General features: G+C 67.4%; 24 protein-coding genes and 1 riboswitch. Of the genes, 14 read left to right on the plus strand and 10 right to left on the minus strand.

All coding sequences use genetic code 11. The annotated features are described in order from the left end of the window. Positions 1–4 precede the first annotated feature (4 nt). From scpA to MFM001_RS13050, 3 genes are read left to right on the plus strand one after another with little or no spacing between them, the layout of a single operon-like run. Positions 5–2254, plus strand: a complete 2250-nt coding sequence (gene scpA / locus MFM001_RS13040) for a methylmalonyl-CoA mutase (protein ID WP_116375681.1) — start codon at positions 5–7, stop codon at positions 2252–2254. A 4-nt stretch (positions 2255–2258) separates the two neighbouring features. Further along, the gene (meaB, locus tag MFM001_RS13045; RefSeq protein ID WP_116375682.1) at positions 2259–3248 is read left to right on the plus strand and encodes a methylmalonyl Co-A mutase-associated GTPase MeaB; all 990 of its coding nucleotides are present in this window, start codon (positions 2259–2261) and stop codon (positions 3246–3248) included. Between the two features lie 52 nt (positions 3249–3300). Beyond that, positions 3301–4566: a serine hydrolase domain-containing protein gene (locus MFM001_RS13050; RefSeq protein ID WP_116375683.1), complete on the plus strand. Its 1266-nt coding sequence runs from the start codon at positions 3301–3303 to the stop codon at positions 4564–4566. Here the strand turns inward: MFM001_RS13050 and MFM001_RS13055 are convergent. Continuing rightward, a complete protein-coding gene (locus MFM001_RS13055) occupies positions 4563–4775 on the minus strand; it encodes a dodecin (RefSeq protein WP_116375684.1) in 213 nt (70 codons plus the stop codon). The genes MFM001_RS13050 and MFM001_RS13055 overlap by 4 nt on opposite strands. 6 nt (positions 4776–4781) lie before the next feature. Further along, the gene (locus tag MFM001_RS13060) at positions 4782–5117 is read right to left on the minus strand and encodes a hemophore-related protein (protein WP_116375685.1); all 336 of its coding nucleotides are present in this window, start codon (positions 5115–5117) and stop codon (positions 4782–4784) included. A 226-nt stretch (positions 5118–5343) separates the two neighbouring features. Between MFM001_RS13060 and MFM001_RS13065 the strand changes: the two genes are divergently transcribed. After that, entirely contained in the window at positions 5344–5715 is a 372-nt protein-coding gene (locus MFM001_RS13065) for a hypothetical protein (RefSeq protein ID WP_116375686.1), read from the plus strand. Positions 5716–5718: 3 nt separating this feature from the next. Here MFM001_RS13065 and MFM001_RS13070 read toward each other — a convergent pair whose 3' ends face one another. Continuing rightward, positions 5719–6459 (minus strand): hypothetical protein, encoded by a 741-nt coding sequence (locus tag MFM001_RS13070; protein ID WP_116375687.1) that lies wholly within the window; start codon positions 6457–6459, stop codon positions 5719–5721. Positions 6460–6664: 205 nt separating this feature from the next. Here MFM001_RS13070 and MFM001_RS13075 point away from each other — a divergent pair, with 205 nt between their 5' ends. Further along, positions 6665–7753: a zinc-binding dehydrogenase gene (locus MFM001_RS13075; RefSeq protein WP_116375688.1), complete on the plus strand. Its 1089-nt coding sequence runs from the start codon at positions 6665–6667 to the stop codon at positions 7751–7753. Further along, on the plus strand, positions 7750–8313 hold the full coding sequence (locus MFM001_RS13080) for a carboxymuconolactone decarboxylase family protein (RefSeq protein WP_116375689.1): 564 nt from the start codon (positions 7750–7752) through the stop codon (positions 8311–8313). Before MFM001_RS13075 ends, MFM001_RS13080 begins: the two co-directional genes overlap by 4 nt. Positions 8314–8382: 69 nt before the next feature. On the opposite strand, the gene MFM001_RS13085 is transcribed toward MFM001_RS13080, so the two are convergent. Next, positions 8383–8808: a PaaI family thioesterase gene (locus tag MFM001_RS13085; RefSeq protein ID WP_371685533.1), complete on the minus strand. Its 426-nt coding sequence runs from the start codon at positions 8806–8808 to the stop codon at positions 8383–8385. 57 nt (positions 8809–8865) lie between these two features. Here MFM001_RS13085 and MFM001_RS13090 point away from each other — a divergent pair, with 57 nt between their 5' ends. The 3 genes from MFM001_RS13090 to MFM001_RS13100 all read left to right on the plus strand — a co-directional run bounded on the left by MFM001_RS13090 (position 8866) and on the right by MFM001_RS13100 (position 11367). Next, positions 8866–9981 (plus strand): nitronate monooxygenase family protein, encoded by a 1116-nt coding sequence (locus tag MFM001_RS13090; protein ID WP_116375691.1) that lies wholly within the window; start codon positions 8866–8868, stop codon positions 9979–9981. Continuing rightward, a complete protein-coding gene (locus MFM001_RS13095; protein WP_116375692.1) occupies positions 9978–10604 on the plus strand; it encodes a TetR/AcrR family transcriptional regulator in 627 nt (208 codons plus the stop codon). The genes MFM001_RS13090 and MFM001_RS13095 overlap by 4 nt, the downstream gene beginning before the upstream one ends. A 107-nt stretch (positions 10605–10711) precedes the next feature. After that, positions 10712–10880, plus strand: a riboswitch (M-box (ykoK) riboswitch). A gap of 253 nt (positions 10881–11133) precedes the next feature. Then, complete coding sequence (locus MFM001_RS13100) at positions 11134–11367, plus strand: Rv1535 family protein (RefSeq protein WP_116375693.1); 234 nt, start codon at positions 11134–11136, stop codon at positions 11365–11367. A 105-nt stretch (positions 11368–11472) separates the two neighbouring features. On the opposite strand, the gene MFM001_RS13105 is transcribed toward MFM001_RS13100, so the two are convergent. Next, positions 11473–12174, minus strand: a complete 702-nt coding sequence (locus MFM001_RS13105) for a TetR/AcrR family transcriptional regulator (RefSeq protein ID WP_192886927.1) — start codon at positions 12172–12174, stop codon at positions 11473–11475. Positions 12175–12276: 102 nt separating this feature from the next. Between MFM001_RS13105 and MFM001_RS13110 the strand changes: the two genes are divergently transcribed. After that, entirely contained in the window at positions 12277–12555 is a 279-nt protein-coding gene (locus tag MFM001_RS13110) for a hypothetical protein (protein WP_116375695.1), read from the plus strand. Here the strand turns inward: MFM001_RS13110 and MFM001_RS13115 are convergent. Then, a complete protein-coding gene (locus MFM001_RS13115) occupies positions 12546–13307 on the minus strand; it encodes a lipase family protein (protein ID WP_116375696.1) in 762 nt (253 codons plus the stop codon). The genes MFM001_RS13110 and MFM001_RS13115 overlap by 10 nt on opposite strands. Positions 13308–13370: 63 nt before the next feature. Between MFM001_RS13115 and MFM001_RS13120 the strand changes: the two genes are divergently transcribed. Continuing rightward, positions 13371–13745, plus strand: coding sequence for an amino acid-binding protein (locus MFM001_RS13120; protein ID WP_116375697.1), 375 nt, complete (start codon positions 13371–13373; stop codon positions 13743–13745). 6 nt (positions 13746–13751) lie between these two features. Here the strand turns inward: MFM001_RS13120 and MFM001_RS13125 are convergent, their stop codons facing one another. Further along, the gene (locus MFM001_RS13125) at positions 13752–14600 is read right to left on the minus strand and encodes an SAM-dependent methyltransferase (RefSeq protein WP_116375698.1); all 849 of its coding nucleotides are present in this window, start codon (positions 14598–14600) and stop codon (positions 13752–13754) included. Positions 14601–14661: 61 nt separating this feature from the next. Here MFM001_RS13125 and MFM001_RS13130 point away from each other — a divergent pair, with 61 nt between their 5' ends. Further along, the gene (locus tag MFM001_RS13130) at positions 14662–15120 is read left to right on the plus strand and encodes a helix-turn-helix domain-containing protein (protein WP_116375699.1); all 459 of its coding nucleotides are present in this window, start codon (positions 14662–14664) and stop codon (positions 15118–15120) included. A gap of 102 nt (positions 15121–15222) precedes the next feature. Then, a complete protein-coding gene (gene ileS, locus MFM001_RS13135) occupies positions 15223–18447 on the plus strand; it encodes an isoleucine--tRNA ligase (protein WP_116375700.1) in 3225 nt (1074 codons plus the stop codon). A gap of 2 nt (positions 18448–18449) precedes the next feature. Here ileS and MFM001_RS13140 read toward each other — a convergent pair whose 3' ends face one another. Together MFM001_RS13140 and MFM001_RS13145 are read right to left on the minus strand one after the other, a co-directional pair. Next, a complete protein-coding gene (locus MFM001_RS13140; protein WP_116375701.1) occupies positions 18450–18923 on the minus strand; it encodes a hypothetical protein in 474 nt (157 codons plus the stop codon). An 8-nt stretch (positions 18924–18931) separates the two neighbouring features. After that, on the minus strand, positions 18932–19501 hold the full coding sequence (locus MFM001_RS13145; protein WP_116375702.1) for a class I SAM-dependent methyltransferase: 570 nt from the start codon (positions 19499–19501) through the stop codon (positions 18932–18934). A gap of 49 nt (positions 19502–19550) precedes the next feature. On the opposite strand from MFM001_RS13145, the gene MFM001_RS13150 reads away from it, so the two are divergent. Further along, complete coding sequence (locus MFM001_RS13150; RefSeq protein WP_192886939.1) at positions 19551–20912, plus strand: DNA polymerase IV; 1362 nt, start codon at positions 19551–19553, stop codon at positions 20910–20912. Here MFM001_RS13150 and MFM001_RS13155 read toward each other — a convergent pair. Then, positions 20877–21782, minus strand: a complete 906-nt coding sequence (locus MFM001_RS13155) for an asparaginase (protein WP_116375704.1) — start codon at positions 21780–21782, stop codon at positions 20877–20879. The genes MFM001_RS13150 and MFM001_RS13155 overlap by 36 nt on opposite strands. Positions 21783–21788: the final 6 nt, after the last annotated feature.

Consider the following 21788-nt stretch of genomic DNA (forward strand, 5'->3'; position numbering starts at 1 on the left):
CACGATGACCGCGAGTATGTCCGTTGTCGGCAGCTTCGCCGATGTCCCGCTGCACGGTGAGCAAGCGGGCGAGCCCGCCACCGAAGCGGCCGTCGCCAAGCACGTCAAGGCCGCGGCGTCGGCGCACGGCTACACCCCCGACCAACTCGACTGGCACACGCCGGAAGGCATTGTCGTCAAACCGCTTTACATCGCCGCCGACCGCGATGCCGTCGTCGCCGAGGGCTACCCCCTGGACAGCTTCCCCGGTGAGCCGCCGTTCATCCGCGGGCCTTACCCGACGATGTACGTGAACCAGCCGTGGACCATCCGCCAATACGCCGGATTCTCCACCGCCGCCGAATCCAACGCGTTCTATCGGCGCAACCTGGCCGCCGGTCAAAAGGGTTTGTCGGTGGCCTTCGACCTGGCCACTCACCGCGGCTACGACTCCGATCATCCCCGCGTGCAGGGTGACGTCGGAATGGCCGGTGTAGCAATCGATTCCATCCTGGACATGCGGCAGTTGTTCGACGGCATCGACCTGTCGACGGTCAGCGTGTCGATGACGATGAACGGCGCGGTGCTGCCGATCCTGGCGCTGTATGTGGTGGCCGCCGAGGAGCAGGGGGTGCCACCGGAGAAGCTCATGGGCACCATCCAGAACGACATCCTCAAAGAGTTTATGGTGCGCAACACCTACATCTATCCGCCCAAGCCGTCGATGCGGATCATCTCCGACATCTTCGGCTACACCAGCGCGAAGATGCCCAAGTTCAACTCGATCTCGATCTCCGGCTACCACATCCAAGAGGCCGGTGCCACAGCCGATTTGGAGTTGGCCTACACGCTTGCCGACGGCGTGGACTACATCAAGGCCGGGCTGGACGCCGGCCTGAACATCGACAAGTTCGCGCCGCGGCTGTCGTTCTTCTGGGGCATCGGAATGAACTTCTTCATGGAGGTCGCCAAGCTGCGCGCCGGGCGGCTGCTGTGGAGCGAGCTGGTCAGCCAATTCCACCCCAAGAACCCGAAATCCCTGTCGCTGCGCACCCATTCGCAGACCTCCGGGTGGTCGCTCACCGCGCAGGACGTCTTCAACAACGTAGCGCGCACCTGCATCGAGGCGATGGCCGCCACCCAGGGCCACACCCAGTCGCTGCACACCAATGCGCTCGACGAGGCGCTGGCACTGCCCACCGACTTCTCGGCGCGCATCGCCCGCAACACGCAGCTGGTACTGCAGCAGGAGTCGGGCACCACCAGGCCGATCGACCCATGGGCGGGCTCGTATTACGTCGAGTGGCTGACCCATCAGCTGGCTCAGCGTGCCCGCGCCCACATCGCCGAGGTCGGCGAGCACGGCGGGATGGCCCAGGCAATCGACGACGGGATTCCCAAGCTGCGCATCGAGGAGGCCGCCGCGCGCACCCAGGCTCGCATCGACTCCGGCCGCCAGCCGGTGATCGGGGTCAACAAATATCAGGTCGACGAGGACCACGAGATCGAGGTGCTCAAGGTCGAGAACAGCCGGGTGCGTGCCGAGCAGTTGGCCAAACTCCAAGAGCTGCGGGCGAATCGCGATCAGGACGCCGCCGACCGTGCGCTGGCCGACCTGAGCCGCGCCGCCGCCGCGCACGGTACTGCCGGCGAAGACGGTCTCGGCAACAACCTGTTGGCGTTGGCCATCAACGCCGCCCGGGCCAAGGCCACCGTCGGCGAAATCTCCGACGCGCTGGAAAAGGTGTACGGACGTCATCAAGCCGAAATCCGCACGATCGCCGGGGTTTACCGTGAAGAAGCCGGAAAGGTGAGCAGTATCTCCAAGGCCACCGAACTCGTCGAAAAGTTCGCCGAGGCCGACGGCCGGCGGCCCCGCATCCTGGTGGCCAAGATGGGGCAAGACGGCCACGACCGCGGGCAGAAGGTGATCGCGACGGCGTTCGCGGACATCGGATTCGACGTCGACGTCGGCTCGCTGTTCTCCACCCCCGAAGAGGTGGCCCGGCAGGCCGCCGACAACGACGTACACGTGGTCGGGGTGTCCTCACTGGCCGCGGGTCACCTGACTTTGGTGCCTGCGTTAAGAGATGCGCTGGCCGAGGTCGGCCGGCCCGACATCATGATCGTGGTCGGCGGGGTCATCCCGCCCGGCGACTTCGACGAGCTCTACGCCGCGGGCGCCACCGCCATCTTCCCGCCGGGAACGGTCATCGCCGACGCCGCAATCGGCTTGCTGCGCAAGCTTGCCGAGCGGTTGGGGTACACCCTCTAGCTCCATGACAACCGAGAACGGCGACAGCGTCGACGAACTCGCGGCTGCTGTCCGCAGCGGCGACCGCACCGCACTGCCGCGGGCCATCACCCTGGTGGAGTCCACCCGTGCCGACCACCGGGAGCAAGCCCAGGAATTGCTGCTGGCGTTGATGCCCGACGCCGGAAATGCCCATCACGTCGGCATTACCGGAGTACCCGGAGTGGGCAAGTCCACCGCGATCGAGGCCCTCGGCATGTATCTGATCGAGCGCGGCCATCGGGTGGCGGTGCTGGCCGTGGACCCGTCGTCGACCCGCACCGGCGGATCGATCCTCGGCGACAAAACCCGGATGCCGCGGCTGGCAACCCATCCCGACGCCTACATTCGCCCCTCGCCGACATCGGGCACGTTAGGCGGGGTGGCCAAGGCAACCCGGGAAACCATCGTGCTGCTGGAGGCCGCCGGATTCGACGTGATCCTCGTCGAGACCGTCGGTGTCGGCCAATCCGAGGTCGCCGTCGCCCACATGGTCGACACCTTTGTGTTCCTGACCCTGGCGCGCACCGGAGATCAGTTGCAGAGCATCAAAAAGGGCGTGCTGGAACTCGCCGACATCGTCGTGGTGAACAAGGCCGACGGCGACCACCTGCCGGAGGCGCGATCGGCCGCCCGAGAGCTTTCCGGAGCGATCCGGCTGATCTACCCGCGCGAGACGCTGTGGCGACCACCGGTGCTCACGATGAGCGCGCTGGAGGGAACCGGCCTGGACGAACTCTGGGACACTGTCGAGCGCCATCGCCAAGTGCTGACCGAGGCAGGCGAATTCGAGAAACGCCGGCGCGCGCAGCAGGTCGACTGGACCTGGCAGATGGTCCGCGACACCGTGCTCGAGCGGGTGCTATCCAACCCGGCGGTGCGCAAGATCCGCGCCGACGTGGAACGGCAGGTCATCGCGGGAGAGCTCACGCCGGCGATGGCTGCTCAGCAAATACTCAATGTTGCATCAGGCTAACGGAAGGATAACTTCACAATTGTTTGCGGACGAGGTCGGTAAATTCGATGGTATGAGGCTTGAAGTCGTGGGCAACCGGCGGTCGATGCTACCGAGCGCGGTCCACGGCGCGGCGGACCCGCACTTCGTCTGCGCAGTCCGCAGCTTTGCCAGCATGTTCCCCGGGCGCCGATTCGGCGGCGGCGCACTGGCGGTGTACCTCGACGGCGAACCCGTCGTCGACGTCTGGACCGGCTGGTCTGACCGGCGTGGTCGGGTGCCGTGGTCGGCGGATACCGCCCCGATGGTGTTCTCGGCGACCAAGGGCATGGCATCCACCGTCATCCATCGGCTGGCCGACCGGGGACTGATCGACTACGAGGCGCCGGTTGCCGAGTACTGGCCGGAGTTCGGCGAGAACGGCAAATCGGAAATCACGGTGCGCCAAGTGATGCGGCACCGAGCCGGCCTCTCCGCGTTGCACGGCGCCAGCAAGGAAGACTTGCTGGATCACGAACTGATGGAATCGCGGCTAGCGGCAGCGCCGGCGGGAAAGCTGCTCGGCAAACCCGCGTACCACGCGCTGACCTACGGGTGGCTGATGTCGGGACTGGCCCGCGCCGTCACCGGCAAGGGCATGCGCCAACTGTTCCGCGAGGAGTTGGCGGAGCCACTGGGCACCGACGGCCTGCATCTGGGCCGCCCGCCGGCCGACGCACCGACCCGGCCGGCGCAGATCATCATGCCGCAAAGCACCATTCCCAATCCGCTGTTCAACGCGGTGGCCCCCAGGATCGCCGCGCTGGAACTGTTCGCGGGAATGGGCGCAATGTACTTCCCTGGCATGAAAGCCGTTGTGCAGGGCGATATTCCGTTCCTCGACGGTGAGCTTCCGGCAGTGAACGGGGTGGTGACGGCCCGCGCGCTGGCCAAGATGTACGGCGCGATCGCCAATGGCGGCGAGATCGACGGCACTCAATTCTTGTCTCGCGAGTTGGTCGCCGGGTTGACCGGCCGGCACAGCCTGCGGTTGGACCGCAACATCGGGGTGCCGTTGTCATTCCACCTGGGGTATCACAGCGTGCCCTTCCACGCGATGCCCGGATTCGGCCACGCCGGACTGGGCGGCTCGATCGGATGGGCCGATCCGGCAAGCGGACTGGCGTTCGCCTTCGTACACAACCGGTTGCTGTCGCCGTTCGTGCTGGTGGATCACGCCGGCTTCGTCGCGACCGCCGCCTTGCTGCGACGGGGTGTCGCCCAGGCCCGCAGGCACGGGTTCGAGCGGGTTTCCGACTTCGGGTCGCCGTTCCCCGAGTCGGGGGCCGTCGCGGGCTAGGCGTCCTCCAGCCGGAAGCCGACTTTCATGGTCACCTGGAAATGGGCGACGCTGCCCTTCTCCAGGTGACCGCGCACCGATTGCACCTCGAACCAGTCAAGGTTGCGGGTGGTCTGCGCGGCGCGGGCCAGCCCACTGCGAATCGCCGCGTCGACACTGTCGGGAGAGGTTCCGACAATCTCGATCACCCGGTACGTGTGGTTGCTCACGCCGGCTCAGTAGTTGTTACAGACGGTGGCGACCTGCGCGATGGTGCCCAGATATTGCTGAGCCTGGGGTGAGCCCTGCAGCTGCTGGATCATCTGCTGACGCTGCGGCGGGGGTGAGGCGAGGAATCGCCGCAACGCCGACTGCGCCATCGGTGACGAGTTGAACTGCGCCGCGGCCGCCGGGTCCTGCGCATTGAGCGCCGACACCACTTGCGGGTAGGTGCAGGTGGTGTTCACGGCCGGATCCAGCGGATCTGCGGATGCGACACCGGCCGCAGCGGTCAAGGACAATGCCAGCGCCCCGGCGGCGGTGGCGAGCCTGCTCAACGACAGTGTGACCATGTATGGACACCTTTCCCGGTAGTGCGCCATCGAGGTTCGATGGCATCAAGCGAACGGTTACGTCTTTTATCGAGGCTACCAGCGTGTGCGTTACAGCCCGTCGGCGTCGAGTCGAACCGGCAGCATATGGCCGGAGTCGACTTGTCGGACAACCACTCCCAAAGGGGGGAGAAGGTCTGTAGTCCACTGCCGGTTTTAAATCCGCAGAATCGGATATGATCCCGCAATGCTCCCCGACGACACGGGTAAAGATCTGGCCACCGTGCTCTCGTACATGGCCGGCCGGTCGCTCAGCAAGGAGGAGCTGTGGACGGCAATGGAGCTGCCCCGATCCACCTACTATGACCAGCTGGACAAGGGCACCCTGATCACCGCGGACAACTTGCGGAAGGCGGCGGGGAACCTCGGCGTCAACCGTGCCGAGTTGCTGGCCCGGTACAGGTTGATCGACCCCGAGGAAGTCTTGTCGCTGGCTGCAGAGCTTTGCGGAGACCACCGGGTACAGGCCGCGTCGGTGAGCACCGACGTGAAGAGCCTTCCCAAGACGCGGAAAAAGGTTTCCCAAATGAGGCCGCGGCCGGACGCGCCGCCGCTGTAAGACCTATCGGCGCACCGCGGGGCGCTGAAACCACTTGGCTTTTTGTCGCCAGGCATGCGCCGAGGCCAACGCGAACACCGCGCCGCAGGCACACGCAAACAGCCACACCAGGCTCACACCCGAAGGACCTTGCAGCGGCGGGATCAACGCAGTGGCGATCCGCACGACGCAGGCCATGATCCCGCAGCCCGAAGCAGCCAGATACACATTGGCGGTGCGCCGCGATCGAGGGTCTTTGCGCAGAACCAGCAGCGCCCGCATGCCGTAGCCGAGGAGGTATGCCAGCGTCCCGCACAACAACAGCCAGTAGACGGTCAGCCAGAAGTCGGTGGGCACCGCAAAGAAATCCGGCCGGTAGACCTTGCTGCCGTTGCCGAGCGAAAAGGTGGCCAGCAGCAACGGGATACACAGCGTGGCAGGTCGCTCGACGAACTGCTTGAACGACGACTGCAGGGTGTCGTCGTCGGCCAGGCGGCCCAGCGCGTTGTAGACGATTGCCGACGCCGCGACGATGTAACAGTCATGCCCGAGGTAGTCCTCGAGGTTCCACTTGCCGGTGAGGTCGTGCAAGGCGACCCCGAGGGTGGCCGATACCGGCGGCGACATGAGCACCACCGCGCATCCCTGCAAGGCGATGTTGAGGGTGGCGGCTACTTCCCACCGGCAGTGCCAGGTCACTCGCCGTATCCAGAGACTCCACGAGATGGAGCACAGCGTGAGGAGGATGAGGACGCCGAGAGCCATCGGAGGTCTCTACGCGGTCTCGTTCAGCAGTGTCGGGGATTCAATCACTTCGCCTCCTCGTTGCCATCGCGTTTGCCCAAGCGCATGGCATCCAGGTCATGTTAGCGCCCGGCCCGTCACCCGAATTCGTCAAACGACAAACAGATCCGGAGCCGGCGCAGGTGCATGATTGACGCATCAGTCAACAACTCTTTAGTGTGCCGGTATGGCGCGGGCACTGGTGCTGGAAGCGCCGCGGCGCCTGGCCGCGCGGGAGTTTGGGGTCCCAGTGCTCGGCGACGACGACGCGCTGATCCGGGTGGCCGCCTGCGGGCTGTGCGGCACCGACCACGAGCAATACACCGGCAAACTGTTCGGAGGCTTCGCGTTCGTTCCAGGTCACGAGACTGTCGGGACTATCGAGGCGATCGGGCCGCGAGCGGCACAACGCTGGGGAGTGGCGGGGGGCGACCTGGTGGCGGTCGAGGTATTCCAGTCCTGCCGAGACTGTCCGGCGTGTAGGGCGGGGGAGTACCGGCGTTGCGAAAAGCACGGGCTGGCCGACATGTACGGGTTCATTCCCGTCGACCGCGAGCCCGGGCTGTGGGGCGGCTACGCCGAATACCAGTACCTGGCGCCCGACTCGATGCTGTTGGCAGTGCCGGCCAGCCTCGATCCGATAGTCGCAACGCTGTTCAACCCGCTGGGCGCTGGGATACGCTGGGCCACAACGGTTTCCGGTACAAAGGCGGGCGACGTGGTCGTGGTGCTCGGTCCGGGTATCCGTGGGCTGTGCGCGGCGGCGGCTGCCAAAGAGGCCGGTGCCGGGTTCGTGATGGTGACCGGCCTCGGTCCGCGCGATGCGGGCCGGTTGGCGCTGGCTTCGGACTTCGGTGCCGACTTGGCCGTCGACGTGGGAGCCGACGACCCGGTGCGCGCGCTGACGAAGGCCGCCGGCCGACTGGCCGACGTCGTCGTCGACGTCACTGCCGGCGCCCCGGCGGCATTCGCACAGGCGATCGCGCTCGCCCGTCCCGCCGGAACCGTCGTCGTCGCCGGCACCCGCGGTTTCGGTGTTGGCGCACCGGGTTTTTCGCCCGACACGCTGGTGTTGAAGGAACTGCGGTTGCTGGGCGCACTCGGGGTGGACGTCACCGCATACCGGGCGGCGCTTGACCTGCTGGCCTCCGGCCGCTACCCGTTCGAGAGCCTGCCGCGCCGATGCGTGGGCCTCGACGATGCTGAAGACCTGCTCGCCACGATGGCAGGCGAGCGTGACGGTGTCCCGCCAGTTCACGGAGTATTGACCCCATGACGAAACCCCGCGTGCCGCTTCTGCCCGTCGACGAGGCCAAGGCCGCTGCCGACGAAGCCGGCGTCCCCAATTACATGGCCGAGCTCAACATCTTCCAGGTGTTGCTCAACCATCCCGGCGTGGCGCGCGGGCTCAACGATCTGTTGGCCACCATGCTGTGGCACGGCGCGCTCGACTCGCGGCTGCGCGAGCTGGTGATCATGCGGATCGGCTGGCTCACCGCCTCCGAATACGAGTGGACGCAACATTGGCGCGTCGCGCAGGGCCTCGGGGTGTCCGCCGACGATTTGCTGGGCGTGCGGGATTGGCGGTCTCACAACGGTTTTGGAGCGGTGGAGCGGGCGGTGCTGGCCGCCACCGACGACGTCGTGCGCGACGGCGCGGTGAGCGCCGAGAGCTGGGCGGCGTGCGAACGCGAGCTCGGTGCCGACCGGGCAGTGCTCATCGAACTGATCACCGCGATCGGCGCGTGGCGAATGGTCGCCTCGATCCTGCGCAGCCTGCAGGTGCCTTTGGAAGAGGGCGTCGCCGGCTGGCCGCCCGACGGGCAAGCGCCCTAGGTGCGCCGAGTGTGGACTTGAGGTACGCGTCCGTCGAAAAAGCGTGTCACAACTCCACATTCGGCGACGTCAAACGATCCGATACGTCTGCACGGCGTGCGCGACGACATTGCCGTCGCTGTCGGTGGCGGTGATCTCGGTGAACGTGAGCTCTTTGCGCCGCCGCGTGGTGCGCGCGTGGCAGAGCAGATCGCACTGTTTGGCTGCGCCGGTGTACTGGATGCTCATCGCGACGGTGGAGGCCCGCATGCCCTTGTCGAAGTCGTGGTTCGACCAGGCCGCGGCCGCGCCGGCGGTGTCCATCACCGACGCGATCACCCCGCCGTGAAAGTAAACCCCGTCGTTGGTGAGGTTCTCGCGAAACGGCAGCCGGACGGTGACGTCGTCGGGCTCGTAGCGGTCGAACACGATGCCCAACCCCGCCAGGAACGGCGTCGTCGGCATCAGATCGCGCACTGCCAGACGGCGCTTGTGCTGCTGCTCGTCAGTCAACATGCACCGCACCCTACGTGTGATTGACACGTCAATCAATAACTCGGTAGCGTCATCGCCGTGCGAACCAGAGTCGCCGAACTGCTCGGCGTGGAGTTCCCGATCTGCGCGTTCAGCCACTGCCGCGACGTGGTGGCCGCGGTGACCAATGCGGGTGGTTTCGGCGTCCTCGGCGCCGTCGCGCACAGCCCGCAGCGGCTGGACACCGAGCTGTCGTGGATCGAAGAACAGACCGGCGGCAAGCCCTACGGGGTCGACCTGCTGCTGCCGCCCAAATACGTCGGCGCCGAATCGGGCGGCATCGACGCGCAGCAAGTGCGAGAGCTGCTGCCCGAGGAACATCGCGCCTTTCTCGACGAGCTGCTGGACCGCTACGGAATCCACGGCGCGCCAGGGGCTTTGCCGCCGACCGCGGGACTCAACGTGTCGCCGAAGGGCTACCAGCCGTTGCTCGACGTCGCCTTCGACCACGACATCCGGCTGATCGCCAGCGCACTGGGCCCGCCGCCACCCGATCTGGTCACGCGCGCGCACGACAACGACGTCCTGGTGGCTGCGCTCGCCGGCACCACCGAGCACGCGCGGCGGCACGCCGCCGCCGGCGTCGACCTGATCGTCGCGCAGGGCACCGAGGCCGGCGGCCACACCGGTGAGGTCGCGACCATGGTGCTGGTCCCCGAAATCGTGGATGCCGTTGCCCCGACGCCCGTTTTGGCCGCTGGCGGTATCGCCCGCGGGCGGCAGATCGCCGCGGCGCTGGCCCTGGGCGCCGAAGGGGTGTGGTGCGGATCGGTGTGGCTGACCACCGAGGAAGCTGAGACGCCGCCGGTGGTGAAAGACAAGTTCCTGGCCGCGTCGTCGTCGGACACGGTGCGGTCGCGGTCGCTGACCGGCAAGCCCGCCCGCATGCTGCGCACTGCGTGGACCGACGAGTGGGAGCGGCCCGAAAGCCCTGCGCCCCTTGGCATGCCGTTGCAGAGCGCGCTGGTCGCCGATTCGCAGCTACGGATCAACCGGGCCGCCGGCCAACCCGGCGCCAACGAACTGGCGACATATTTCGTCGGTCAGGTCGTCGGCTCGCTGGACAAGGTGCGGCCGGCGCGGTCGGTGGTGCTCGACATGGTGTCGGAATTCATCGACGCCGTCACGCGCCTCGACGAGTTGGTCGAGAAGTGAGCCCGGCGGGCACCCGCACCCGCCGGCGCCGTGCGGTCAGCGACGAGGACAAGTCGGCCCGGCGCGACGAGATCATGGCCGCGGCCAAGAAGGTCTTCGCGCGCAAGGGTTTTCACGCCACCACGATCGCCGACATCGCCAAGGAGGCGGGGCTGGCCTACGGGTCGGTGTACTGGTACTTCGACTCCAAAGACGAGCTGTTCCACGCGCTGATGGCCGTCGAGGAGCAGGCGCTGCGCGCTCACGTGTCGGCCGCTGTGGCTGCGCCAACCGACGGCGAGGAACCGTTCCGCACCGCCGTGCAGGCGACTTTGGAGTTCTTCGAAGCCGACAAGGCCACCGTCAAGCTGCTGTTCCGCGACGCCTACGCGCTGGGTGACCGGTTCGAAAAGCACCTCGGCGGCATCTACGAGCGGTTCATCGACGACATCGAAACGTTCATCGTGGTCGCTCAGGAGCGCGGCGAGGTGGTGGCCGCTCCGCCGCGGATGGTGGCCTACACGCTGGCGGCGCTGATCGGCCAGCTGGCGCATCGGCGGCTGTCCACCGATGACGGCGTCACCGCGGCCGAAGTCGCGGACTTTGTTGTCTCGCTGGTCCTCGACGGGCTGCGCCCGCGCTGACCGCCTACGACCTGGTATAAGCCCTGGTAAACCTACAGCGGCCATTCAGTGAATTCACAGGCGTGGTGAATTGACCCGTTCCAGTTCTTCGTGCATCATCGGATTTGTAAGCACCTCGTTAGGCGAGGCGTCTACACGGATACAGGCCACTGACCCCGAACGTCGAGAGACGCCCAGGGTCAGGACAGCTCCTCCCGGCTTAAGGGTTGAGCCCAAGTGGCTTCCGGGTTCCGGATACGCCGTGTAGTGCCGAAGCTCTGACGAGTGGGGTGCGGCCACCCGATCTATTCGGGTTCTGTACTCCTGCTTGCGTGCAACCAGCGCGGATCACCGCGCGTGACGTGCCGCGAGGAGGTGAGGGACGCATGAGTTCCAGTGACAGTCCGGACCGATATCCGGGCTTTGTTTCGTCCCGATCCGGCCTCCGGCACGCCGCTCTTTTCTGAGCCAGCGTTCGCCTTAACGGTCCGTTTCGGACGGGACATACGAATCCTGTTGTGCCCGTTTGATTTCCGCCTAGGAGGCGACCATGACCGCTGTACTGTACGACGACGTGGTAACCGCGACGCCGACGCCCACGCTGCGGGTAGTTCCTGCCCCCAAGCCGACGTCTGCGCCGGCGTCGAAGCAGACCTCCAGGCGGCCCGATCGTCCGTTCGGCGGCGACCCGCTGGTCGACGGGGCTGCCCGGCTGTTGTGTGTGCCGCTGCGGCAGCTCTACGCCGCGCTGTGGCGGGCGGGCATCCTGGAAGTCAGCGCCTGACATTCCGGTGGCGACCCGCTGCGCCCGGCCGTGCCGCGCTTGCGATCGCCACGAACCATCCGTCGCTCCCGGTGCCGAGATTCAACCTCGGTGCCGGGAGCGCTTTTATGCCCGGGCCGCGGCGATCTCCGCGGGCGTCGCGAGCGGCTCGTGGGGGTCCAGGTGCACTCCGCCGGCCTGCAGCGTGGTGTCCAGCAGCAGCCAGACCCACTCGGCCAGCTGGTTGATGAACTCCTCCTGCGAATACGCCCCGGGCTGCTGTAACCATTGCCGTGCGGCCGAATCGACGAAGCCGACGATCCCGAACCCCAACGGCTCGCCCGGCCGCACGTCGAGCTCGAACGCCTCCAGATAGTCGGCCAACAGTTGGGCCAGCAGGGCGCCCACGGTGGTTCGGATATAGCTGATCGCATCGGGTGCGTCGGCCTCGTCGGTCAACAAATGGCAGGCCAGGTACAGATACAGGTTGGTGTGGGTCGTCAACCAGCGGATATGCGCCCCGACACCGATCGACACCATTTCCAGCGGGCTGCCCCTCGGCTTCCACACCGGCTCCAACTCGGTGATCAGCATCCCCGCCGCCCGTCGCGCCACCTCACGATGCAGGTCCCCCGCCCCGTCGAAGTAGCGGTACAGCTTGGTCCGGGTGACCCCCACCTGCGCGGCGATCTGCTCGATGGACGTCGCGGGCCCGCATTCGGCGATCGTTTGCAGTGCCGCCTCGACGAATTCGGCGCGACGCCGTTCGCGTTGCCCGGCCCAGCGGGCCACCCGGCCGTCGACGGCTTCAGGCACTGAACGGCTCACGCCCGAGCCCGCCCTTTACATGGGACATGATGTACCTCTATTCTTCGGGGTACTGCGTCTACCAGGGGATTCGAGGATGCATCAGCTGGGGGTGAGTCTGCCATGACCGACAAGACACCGACATTGTATTCGTTGCTCGCCTCCGATTTCGGCGACAACACCGTCGCCGGCGAGTGCGCCGCGGCACGAACTCACCTTCAGGGCGCCGGTGTCGCGGTGATGACCGACACCGACGGTGCTTATGTCCACCGGTGCGACGGCAACGCCTTGGTTCAGGACCTCTCGGGCGTGGGTTACCTTGGCATGCAAGGCATTCGGGCGTTGCTGGCGCTGGCCGAAGACCGTGCGAAAGCCGGTGTGGGATGGCTGCGTCACACCTGAGCCGCGATGAGTGCGGATAGCCCGTCTTTGTAGGCGGCGAGGCTGTGCCGCCAGCCGACGTCGATCGGGCCGCCGCTGTCGACCAGGATTTCGGTGCCGACATGTACGTAAGGCGACGGCGGTACGTGCGGCACGATGTCGAGGAAATTGACGACCCGAAAACAGCTTTCGATGGCGGCGTTGAACGCGGCGGCAAAGTCGGAGAGCCCGACCCGCGGGCCGGCGAACGTGACGAGCCGCGGCTCGATCGTGTTCGGCGGCATCCCGCGGAAGATGTCCGGCGCGGCGAGCACGGCCAGCGCCGCACCGAGGCTGTGCCCGGTGATCAGGATCTGATCGCAGCCAGTAGTTGCGGCAGCCAGGTTCGCGGCGATGCTGGCGCGGACAAGCTCGTAGACCTCCTGAAAGCCGCTGTGCACCTGACCGAACCCGCTGATCGGGCGGTAGTCCTCAGGGATCGCGTCGAAGTCGGCCACCCAGTCGGCAACATCGGAGCTGCCCCGAAACGACACGAATGCAGTACGCGTGGCCGCGCTGTGTCCCATCAACCCGAAGATGTTGGTGTCCTTGGTCATTGCCGTGACGGCGGGATGCGGGTCGGTCATCGCGGCAAGCACCGCGGTCTGGACCTGAATCAGCGCGGTCTGAGTGAATCCCGACGGCAGCACGGCGGGGCTGCCGTCCATCACGGTGTAGGCCGCCGTCGCCAGCGGGAGGACCACGTCGCGAGCAAACGACGCATCGAATGCCACAGCGGCAGTCTAAGGACGACCTCGCAGGTTCCGCGCGGCTTTGACGGCGACTAGCGTTAGCCCATGGCGACCGATCTGACGCTGTATGTCGACGACGACCCCGGCGAGCTCGCCCGGGTGGGCGACGTGCTGGGCGACGCAGGCGTGAACATCGCCGGTCTGTGCGCCGTCACCAGCGGCGGGGGACAGGCCAAGATCCACATCCTGGTGCACGACGCGACGCCCGCGTTCGAGGCACTGCAGGGCGCGGGGATCGAAATCGCCGAGGAGCAAGAGGTGATCGTGCTCGACGTGGAGGACCGCCCCGGCGGGCTCGCGGAGGTTGTGCACAAGCTGGGCGCTGCGCAAGTCAACCTGGAGACCGTGTATCTGGCGACCAACACCCGGCTGGTGCTGGCCGCCGACAACCTCGCCGACGCCAAGGCCGCGCTGGGCTGAGCGCCTCTACGGGGCCAGCCGGGTGACGGCACTCCAGCGCTTGGTTCCCGGATTGCGGGGGTCAGGCGTGGGCAGGTACGCGGCAAAGCGGTACGGGAATTGCAGCCTGCCGAAGCGCTGTGCGGCCTGCAGTATCGGCTCGGTCTCGACGGGTTTCCAGCCGAGGTCCTCGAAGTGGGCCACACCGTTCGCTGGCCCGAACTTGAACGGCGCGTTCCCCATGACGGCCCGGGTCTTCCTGACCATCCATTTCTTCAAGCCCGCGCCCCAGAGATCGAGCACCCACCAGGCGACGCCCGGACGCCGGAAGGCCTGCGACAAGGTGGCGACGTCCCGTTCGTCCAGGTACATCAGCAGCCCCTCGGTCAAGATCAGCGCCTTGCCCGCGCCTTCCAGCGCCTCCGTCAAGAACGCGTCGCGGGCCGCGGGGTCGGCGAGGTCGACGGCCCAGCGGCTCAATTGGCACCGCGGTGTCTGGTCGGCGAGCGACTGCTCCTTCTCCGCCAGCAGTGCCGGCAGGTCCGCTTCTATCCAGGTGAAATCCGGTGGCAGGTCCAGGCGGTACGGCCGGGTGTCGAGGCCGGCGGCCAAGTTGAGCACCCGATCGCAACCCTCGCCGATGGCCTTGACGACGATGTCGTCGATCAGCTTGGTCCGCGCCACCAGGGCCCAGCTGACTCGCGGGGCTGCGGCGACGATGGCGTGGCCGCGCTCACCGGCGAGCCGCTGGGCGAGGTGATCACAGAACAGGGCGTCGGGGCGGGCGGACTCGGTGGCGCGGTAGGCCGCGATCCAGCGGGCCGTGTCGGAGACATTCGCGATAAGGGTGTCGGCGCCAGCCTCGAGTCGTGTCATGCGACTGACCTTACGGCTATCAGTCGCATCACACAACTAACCCGGCTAGCATGGACTGATCATGTTGGACCGCGACTATCCCGACCAGGTCTGCTCCATTGCACGCGCTTTGGAGGTGATCGGGCAGCGGTGGTCTGTGCTGATCATCCGTGACGTCTACCTGGGCCGGCATCGGTTCGACGAGCTGTGCGCCGGCACCGGCATCACCCGCAGCATGCTTGCCGCACGGCTGGCGCACCTGGTCGAGGAGGGTGTGCTGGAACGGCGGCGCTACCAGAGCCGGCCCGAGCGATTCGAGTACCACCTCACCGAGAAGGGCCGCGCGCTGTTGCCGGTGCTCGCACATCTGATGCTGTGGGGAGACCGCTACTACGGCGAGCCCGATGGGCCGCCGATGGCGTTGGAACACCACGACTGCGGCGGGCATCCCCAGGACCGCCTGCACTGCGACCGGTGTGGCGGCGCGCTCACAGCCGACGACGTCCGGGCTCGCCGGGCTCGATTTGCGCGCCGCCCGTAGAATCGGGCCAGCGGCGTCGATCCGGCCATCACCGGGGAGCCTTCGGAAGAACGGCCGGTCAGGCTCAGTAGAACCGAACGGGTAGGCCCGTCACAGCCTGAAATGAGCGGCCACGCCTCGGTGTGGCAAGCGGGGTGGTACCGCGGCGCTCGCGCTACAGCGCGTTCGTCGTCCCCGGCCAGAGAAGTGGCACAGGGAGACGACGCTTTGACTTACCCGAAGCTGGCCGGCGGCGCGCCCGACTTTCCGGCGGCCGAACTCGAGGTCCTCGACGACTGGCACCACGACGACACCTTCCGCGCCAGCATCGCCCGTCGCGCCGACGCCGAAGAGTACGTGTTCTACGACGGGCCGCCGTTCGCCAACGGCCTGCCGCATTACGGGCATCTGCTCACCGGCTACGTCAAAGACATTGTGCCGCGGTATCGCACGATGCGCGGCTACAAGGTGGAGCGCCGCTTCGGCTGGGACACTCACGGGTTGCCGGCCGAACTCGAGGTCGAGCGACAGCTCGGCATCACCGACAAATCCCAGATCGACGCGATGGGCATCGCCGCGTTCAACGAGGCCTGCCGCGAATCGGTGTTGCGCTACACCGACGAATGGCAGGCATACGTCACCCGCCAGGCCCGTTGGGTGGACTTCGAGCACGACTACAAGACGCTCGACCTGCCTTACATGGAGTCGGTGATCTGGGCGTTCAAGCAGTTGTGGGACAAGGGTTTAGCCTACGAGGGCTACCGGGTGCTGCCGTATTGCTGGCGCGACGAGACGCCGTTGTCCAACCACGAGCTGCGGATGGACGACGACATCTACCAGAGCCGGCAGGATCCGGCGATCACGGTCGGATTCCTTGTGCCCGAAGGGGAATTGGCCGGGGCGTATCTGTTGGTGTGGACGACCACACCGTGGACGCTGCCGTCCAACCAGGCTGTCGCGGTCAATCCGGACGTCACCTACGTGCAGGTGCGCGTCGGGGATCGTCGCTATGTGCTGGCAGAAGCGCGGCTGGCCGCGTATGCCCGCGAGCTCGGCGACGAGCCGGAGGTGCTGGGCCGCTACCGCGGCGCCGACTTGCTGGGCTTGCGGTATCTGCCGCCGTTTCCGTATTTCATGGACTCGCGCTTCAACGATTTGGCTAAAGCCTTTCAGGTGCTTCCCGGCGAGTTCGTGACCACCGAGGACGGTACCGGGATCGTGCACATGGCGCCGGCCTACGGCGAAGACGACAAGGAAACCGGCGACCGCGCGGGCATCGTGCCGGTGACGCCCGTCGACGCCAAGGGTCGCTTCGACGCCACGGTCCCGGATTATGCGGGCCAGCACGTCTTCGACGCCAACCCGCACATCATCCGCGATCTGAAGAACGGCACCGGTCCGGCCGCGGCCAACGGCGCGGTGCTGTTGCGTCACGAAACCTACGAGCACCCCTATCCGCACTGCTGGCGCTGCCGCAACCCGCTGATCTATCGGGCGGTGTCGTCGTGGTTCGTCAAGGTCACCGAGTTCCGGGACCGCATGGTCGAGCTGAATCAGCAGATCACCTGGTATCCCGAGCATGTCCGGGACGGGATCTTCGGCAAGTGGCTGGCCAACGCGCGCGACTGGTCGATCTCACGAAACCGCTACTGGGGCACGCCGATTCCGGTGTGGGTCTCCGATGACCCGGCGTATCCGCGGATCGACGTGTACGGCAGCCTCGACGAGCTGGAGCGCGATTTCGGGGTGCGCCCCGACAACCTGCATCGGCCCTACATCGACGAGCTGACCCGGCCCAACCCGGACGACCCCACCGGACGTTCGACGATGCGGCGCATCCCGGATGTGTTCGACGTGTGGTTCGACTCCGGGTCGATGCCGTACGCGCAGGTGCACTACCCGTTCGAGAACCGCGACTGGTTCGACGGCCACTATCCGGGTGACTTCATCGTCGAATACCTGGGCCAGACCCGCGGCTGGTTCTACACCCTGCACGTGCTGGCCACCGCGCTGTTCGACCGGCCGGCGTTCAAAACCTGTGTGGCGCATGGCATTGTGCTGGGCAGCGACGGGCAGAAGATGAGCAAGTCGCTGCGCAACTATCCCGACGTGACCGAGGTATTCGACCGCGACGGATCGGATGCCATGCGGTGGTTCCTGATGGCCTCGCCGATCCTGCGCGGCGGCAACCTGATTGTCACCGAGCCCGGCATCCGTGAGGGCGTGCGCCAGGTGATGCTGCCGTTCTGGAACGCCTACAGCTTCCTGGCGTTGTATGCACCGAAAGTCGGTACCTGGCGCACGGATTCGCCGCACGTGCTGGACCGCTACATTCTGGCCAAGCTGGCGGCTCTGCGCGACGACCTCACAGCGGCCATGGACGTCTGCGACATCTCCGGCGCGTGTGAGGAGTTGCGTCAATTCACAGACGCGCTGACGAACTGGTACGTGCGACGGTCCCGGCAACGGTTCTGGGAGGAAGACGCCGACGCGATCGACACCCTGCACACTGTGCTGGAGGTCACCGCCCGGCTGGCCGCGCCGCTGCTGCCGCTGACCACCGAGATCATCTGGCGCGGTGTCACCGGCGAGCGTTCGGTGCATCTGACCGACTGGCCGACCGCCGGCGATATCCCCGCTGATGGCGAGCTGGTGGCCGCGATGGACCAGGTTCGCGAGGTGTGCTCGGCGGCGTCGTCGTTGCGTAAGGCCAAGAAGCTGCGGGTGCGCCTGCCGTTGCCGAAATTGACGGTAGCCGTGGAGGATCCGCGGCGGCTTGAGCCGTTTACCGACCTGATTGCCGACGAGCTCAACGTCAAGAGCGTCGACCTCACCGACGACATCGCCCGCTATGGCCGCTTCGAGCTCACCGTCAACGCCCGCGTTGCTGGGCCACGGCTGGGCAAGGATGTGCAGGCAGCCATCAAGGCAGTCAAAGCCGGCGAGGGCGTCGTCAACGACGACGGCACGCTGACGGCGGGTCCGGCGGTCCTGCAGCCCGACGAATACAGCTCGCGGCTGGTGGCCGCCGAGCCGGAGTACACCGCCGCGCTGCCGGCAGGCGCCGGGTTGGTAGTCCTCGACGGCACGGTCACTCCCGAGCTGGAAGCCGAGGGCTGGGCCAAGGACCGCATCCGCGAACTGCAGGAGTTGCGCAAGTCGACCGGCCTCGACGTGTCCGACCGCATCAGCGTGGTGATGTCGGTGCCTGCCCAGTACGCGCCGTGGGCGGCAACGCATCGCGACCTGATCGCGGGCGAAATCCTGGCCACAAGTTTCGAGTTCGATGAACCCGCCGATGCCGTCGAAATCGGCGACGGCGTACGGGTGGCGATCGCCAAGGCCTAGGGTTAGCGGGCCGGTCGCAGCGCGTGCCGCGCGTACGGCCAGAACGGCATACCCGCAAGGAGCGTCGCGCCGGCGGCGATGAGACCGACTGCAGCGTCGACGCTTTCGCGCCCCTCCGACTTCCAGTACACGTCCTCGAGGTCGAGCAGCAGCGCCAGCTCGTCGACGATCATCGCGTTGGCCGCCCCGAAGGCCACCGCCGCGACAGGGTGGCGTCGTTGCCTGTCCGACCCGCGCAGGCCCACCGCGCCAACTGCCGAGAGCAACGCGATCCCGATGTTGTAGTGGTGAAAATGCCTGTCGCCCAGCTTTATCCCGCCGCCTGACGGACCGTGGCCGGCGTGAATCCAGTGGGTCAGCGCGCGCAGCCCGGTGAACGTGATGGTGAATGACGCCCAGGCCAACACGGCGGAGCGTTCGTCGGATTCCAGTCGTTGCAGCCATTCCTGACGCACCCGCGACCATGCCGTCGACATGTCGTTCCTCAGCCGGGCTTGACCGCGCGCCAGCGGAGCTTGCCGTCGTGCGTGTCGACCTGAATGTCGCCAAAACCCGCCGCGCGCAACCGATCCGGCAGCATTGCCGGCGAGACGGGGTTGCAGGTGTCGCGGAAATGCACGATCCGGAATCGAAGCGACCCCACGCTGTCGCTGCCCGCGAATACACCGCCGGGCCGCAGCACCCGGAACGCCTCGGCGAACAGCTGGTCCTGCAGTGCCGGGGTGGGAACGTGATGCAGCATCGTGAAACACACCACCGAGCTGAACTCGTCGGCGGGCAATCCGGTGGCGGTACCGTCGCCGTTGATGATCTGCGCCCGGTCGCCGTAGCGGGCCGCCAACCGCTGCGCCATCGGGGGGTCGATCTCGACGGCGGTGTAGTGCGGCGCCTTGTCGATCAGCACCCGGATGTTGGCGCCGTAGCCGGGCCCGATTTCGAGCACGTTGTCGCCCAGCTCTACATCGGCGAGCGCCCATGGCAGCAGCTGGCTTTCGACCGCCTTCGCCCACCGGTCGGAACTGCAGCACAACCGGTGACACAGGTTCATGGCCATGGACCAAGACGTTAGCGCAATACCATCGGCGATTGTGGACTCGCGGTGGGTGCTGCACTTCGACATGGACGCGTTCTTCGCGTCCGTCGAGCAGCTCACCCGGCCCACTTTGCGGGGCCGGCCGGTGCTGGTCGGCGGGCTGGGCGGTCGCGGCGTGGTGGCCGGCGCCAGCTACGAGTCGCGGGTGTTCGGTGCCCGGTCGGCGATGCCGATGCATCAGGCGCGCCGACTTGTCGGTATCCACGCGGTGGTGCTGCCGCCGCGCGGCGTGGTCTACGGGGTGGCCAGCCGCCGGGTTTTCGACGTGATCCGCAGCGTGGTGCCGGTCGTCGAACAGCTGTCGTTCGACGAGGGATTCGCGGAGCCGCCGGAGCTGGCCGGAGCCTCGCCGGGCGACGTCGAGCAGTTTTGCGAGCAGCTGCGGCGACGGGTGCGCGGCGAGACCGGCCTGGTGGCGTCCGTCGGCGCCGGGTCGGGCAAGCAGATCGCCAAGATCGCCTCGGGCATGGCCAAACCCGACGGCATTCGGGTTGTTCGGCGCGCCGAGGAAACACAGCTGCTCGCCGGCCTTCCGGTGCGAAGACTGTGGGGGATAGGGCCCGTCGCCGAGGAGAAGCTGCATCGGCTCGGCATCGAGACCATCGGCCAGCTCGCGGCGCTGAACGAGGCCGAGGTGGCCAGCATCCTGGGCGCCACGATCGGGCCGGCGTTGCACCGGCTGGCCCGCGGCATCGACGAACGCCCGGTCACCGAACGTGCCGAGGCCAAGCAGATCAGCGCCGAATCCACCTTCCCGGCCGACCTGACCACGCTGGAGGAACTGCAGGAGGCCGTCGGCCCGATCGCCGAGCACGCCCACCAGCGGCTGACCCGTGACGGCCGCGGCGCGCGCACCGTCACGGTGAAATTGAAGAAGTCCGACATGAGCACGCTGACCCGCTCGGCGACCCTGCCGTACGCGACCGCCGACGCGGCCGCGCTGATCGTGCTGGCTCGCCGGCTGCTGCTCGACCCCCGCCAGATCGGGCCGATTCGCTTACTCGGCGTGGGGTTTTCGGGGTTGTCCGATGTGCGTCAGGAGTCGCTGTTCCCGGATTTGGACGCCTCGGCCGACACGTCGCACTCCGACCACGCCGCGGAGGTGCCGGCGCAGCCGGACACCGCGGCGTGGCGGATCGGCGACGACGTCACCCACCGCGACTTCGGGCACGGCTGGGTGCAGGGCGCCGGCCACGGCGTCGTCACCGTGCGGTTCGAAACCCGCAGCACCGGTCCCGGCCCGGCCCGCACCTTCGCGTCCGACGCCGGCGACCTGGCCGCCGCCAACCCCGTCGACAGTCTCGACTGGCCGGATTACGTTGCGGGACTTGTCGAATCAGCCCCAGCGGCCGAGGACATCGCCGACCGGTAGACCGGCCGCCAGCGCCGCCATCACCAGCACCCGCACCTGGCTCGGCGGCAGTGTCGGCACCATCACCGCACCCGCGTCGGCCAGCTCGCGGCCCGGCCCGTAGCCCGGGCTGACCCGCGCGCCCGCGACCCGGCTCGACACCGCGACCACCACGCCGTCGGCGCAATGCCGGCGCACCCCGTCGATCACCGCCGCCCCGGCGTTGCCCGAGCCGAGCGCCTCCAGCACCACGCCGCGGGCGCCGGCGGCCACGCAGGCATCCAGCGCCACCGCGTCGTCGCCGGGATAGGTCGCGACGATGTCGACGCGCGGCGCGCCGGCCGCACTGAGCTTCCCCAGGTAGGGCCGGACTTTGTCGCGGACGATTTCCTCGACGGTCCCTAGCGGCTCGCCGGCGAATCCGGTTGCCACTTTGCGCAGGCCCAGCGGCTGCAACAGCCGGCCGCCGAAGGACACCAAGACGCCCAGCTCGCGGGCATCGGCGCTGGCAGCCACCGACAGCGCGTCGCGCAGGTTGGCCGGGCCGTCGGCGTCGGGCGCGTCCGCGCTGCGCAAGGCCCCGGTGACCACGACCGGCGCCGCGCCGTCGTAAGTGAGGTCGAGCCACAGCGCGGTCTCCTCGAGGGTGTCGGTGCCGTGCGTGACGACCACGCCGCGGGCGCCGACGTCCACCGCCGTACGCACCGCCGCGCCGATCACGTCCCAGTCGGCCGGCGTCAGTTGCGAGCTGTCCAGGGAAAGCACGTCGAGCACGTCCACGTCCAGACCGGCGGTCAGTTCGGCGCCGCCACGGGTCGGCCGGCGTACCCCGTCGGCGTCGGTGCTGGTGGCGATCGTTCCGCCGGTGCTGATCACCGTGACGCGGCTCATGCTGGG

Source organism: Mycobacterium sp. MFM001, from assembly GCF_003402475.1.
Taxonomy (GTDB): Bacteria; Actinomycetota; Actinomycetes; order Mycobacteriales; family Mycobacteriaceae; genus Mycobacterium.

Excerpts from the sequence above, each read along its gene's own strand:
- scpA (WP_116375681.1), top strand. The coding sequence starts at position 5 with ATGACCGCGAGTATGTCCGTTGTCGGCAGCTTCGCCGATGTCCCGCTG.
- meaB (WP_116375682.1), top strand. The coding sequence starts at position 2,259 with ATGACAACCGAGAACGGCGACAGCGTCGACGAACTCGCGGCTGCTGTC.
- MFM001_RS13050 (WP_116375683.1), top strand. The coding sequence starts at position 3,301 with ATGAGGCTTGAAGTCGTGGGCAACCGGCGGTCGATGCTACCGAGCGCG.
- MFM001_RS13060 (WP_116375685.1), bottom strand. The coding sequence starts at position 5,117 with ATGGTCACACTGTCGTTGAGCAGGCTCGCCACCGCCGCCGGGGCGCTG.
- MFM001_RS13065 (WP_116375686.1), top strand. The coding sequence starts at position 5,344 with ATGCTCCCCGACGACACGGGTAAAGATCTGGCCACCGTGCTCTCGTAC.
- MFM001_RS13070 (WP_116375687.1), bottom strand. The coding sequence starts at position 6,459 with ATGGCTCTCGGCGTCCTCATCCTCCTCACGCTGTGCTCCATCTCGTGG.
- MFM001_RS13075 (WP_116375688.1), top strand. The coding sequence starts at position 6,665 with ATGGCGCGGGCACTGGTGCTGGAAGCGCCGCGGCGCCTGGCCGCGCGG.
- MFM001_RS13080 (WP_116375689.1), top strand. The coding sequence starts at position 7,750 with ATGACGAAACCCCGCGTGCCGCTTCTGCCCGTCGACGAGGCCAAGGCC.
- MFM001_RS13085 (WP_371685533.1), bottom strand. The coding sequence starts at position 8,808 with ATGTTGACTGACGAGCAGCAGCACAAGCGCCGTCTGGCAGTGCGCGAT.
- MFM001_RS13100 (WP_116375693.1), top strand. The coding sequence starts at position 11,134 with ATGACCGCTGTACTGTACGACGACGTGGTAACCGCGACGCCGACGCCC.
- MFM001_RS13110 (WP_116375695.1), top strand. The coding sequence starts at position 12,277 with ATGACCGACAAGACACCGACATTGTATTCGTTGCTCGCCTCCGATTTC.
- MFM001_RS13120 (WP_116375697.1), top strand. The coding sequence starts at position 13,371 with ATGGCGACCGATCTGACGCTGTATGTCGACGACGACCCCGGCGAGCTC.
- MFM001_RS13125 (WP_116375698.1), bottom strand. The coding sequence starts at position 14,600 with ATGACACGACTCGAGGCTGGCGCCGACACCCTTATCGCGAATGTCTCC.
- MFM001_RS13130 (WP_116375699.1), top strand. The coding sequence starts at position 14,662 with ATGTTGGACCGCGACTATCCCGACCAGGTCTGCTCCATTGCACGCGCT.
- ileS (WP_116375700.1), top strand. The coding sequence starts at position 15,223 with ATGAGCGGCCACGCCTCGGTGTGGCAAGCGGGGTGGTACCGCGGCGCT.
- MFM001_RS13140 (WP_116375701.1), bottom strand. The coding sequence starts at position 18,923 with ATGTCGACGGCATGGTCGCGGGTGCGTCAGGAATGGCTGCAACGACTG.
- MFM001_RS13145 (WP_116375702.1), bottom strand. The coding sequence starts at position 19,501 with ATGGCCATGAACCTGTGTCACCGGTTGTGCTGCAGTTCCGACCGGTGG.
- MFM001_RS13155 (WP_116375704.1), bottom strand. The coding sequence starts at position 21,782 with ATGAGCCGCGTCACGGTGATCAGCACCGGCGGAACGATCGCCACCAGC.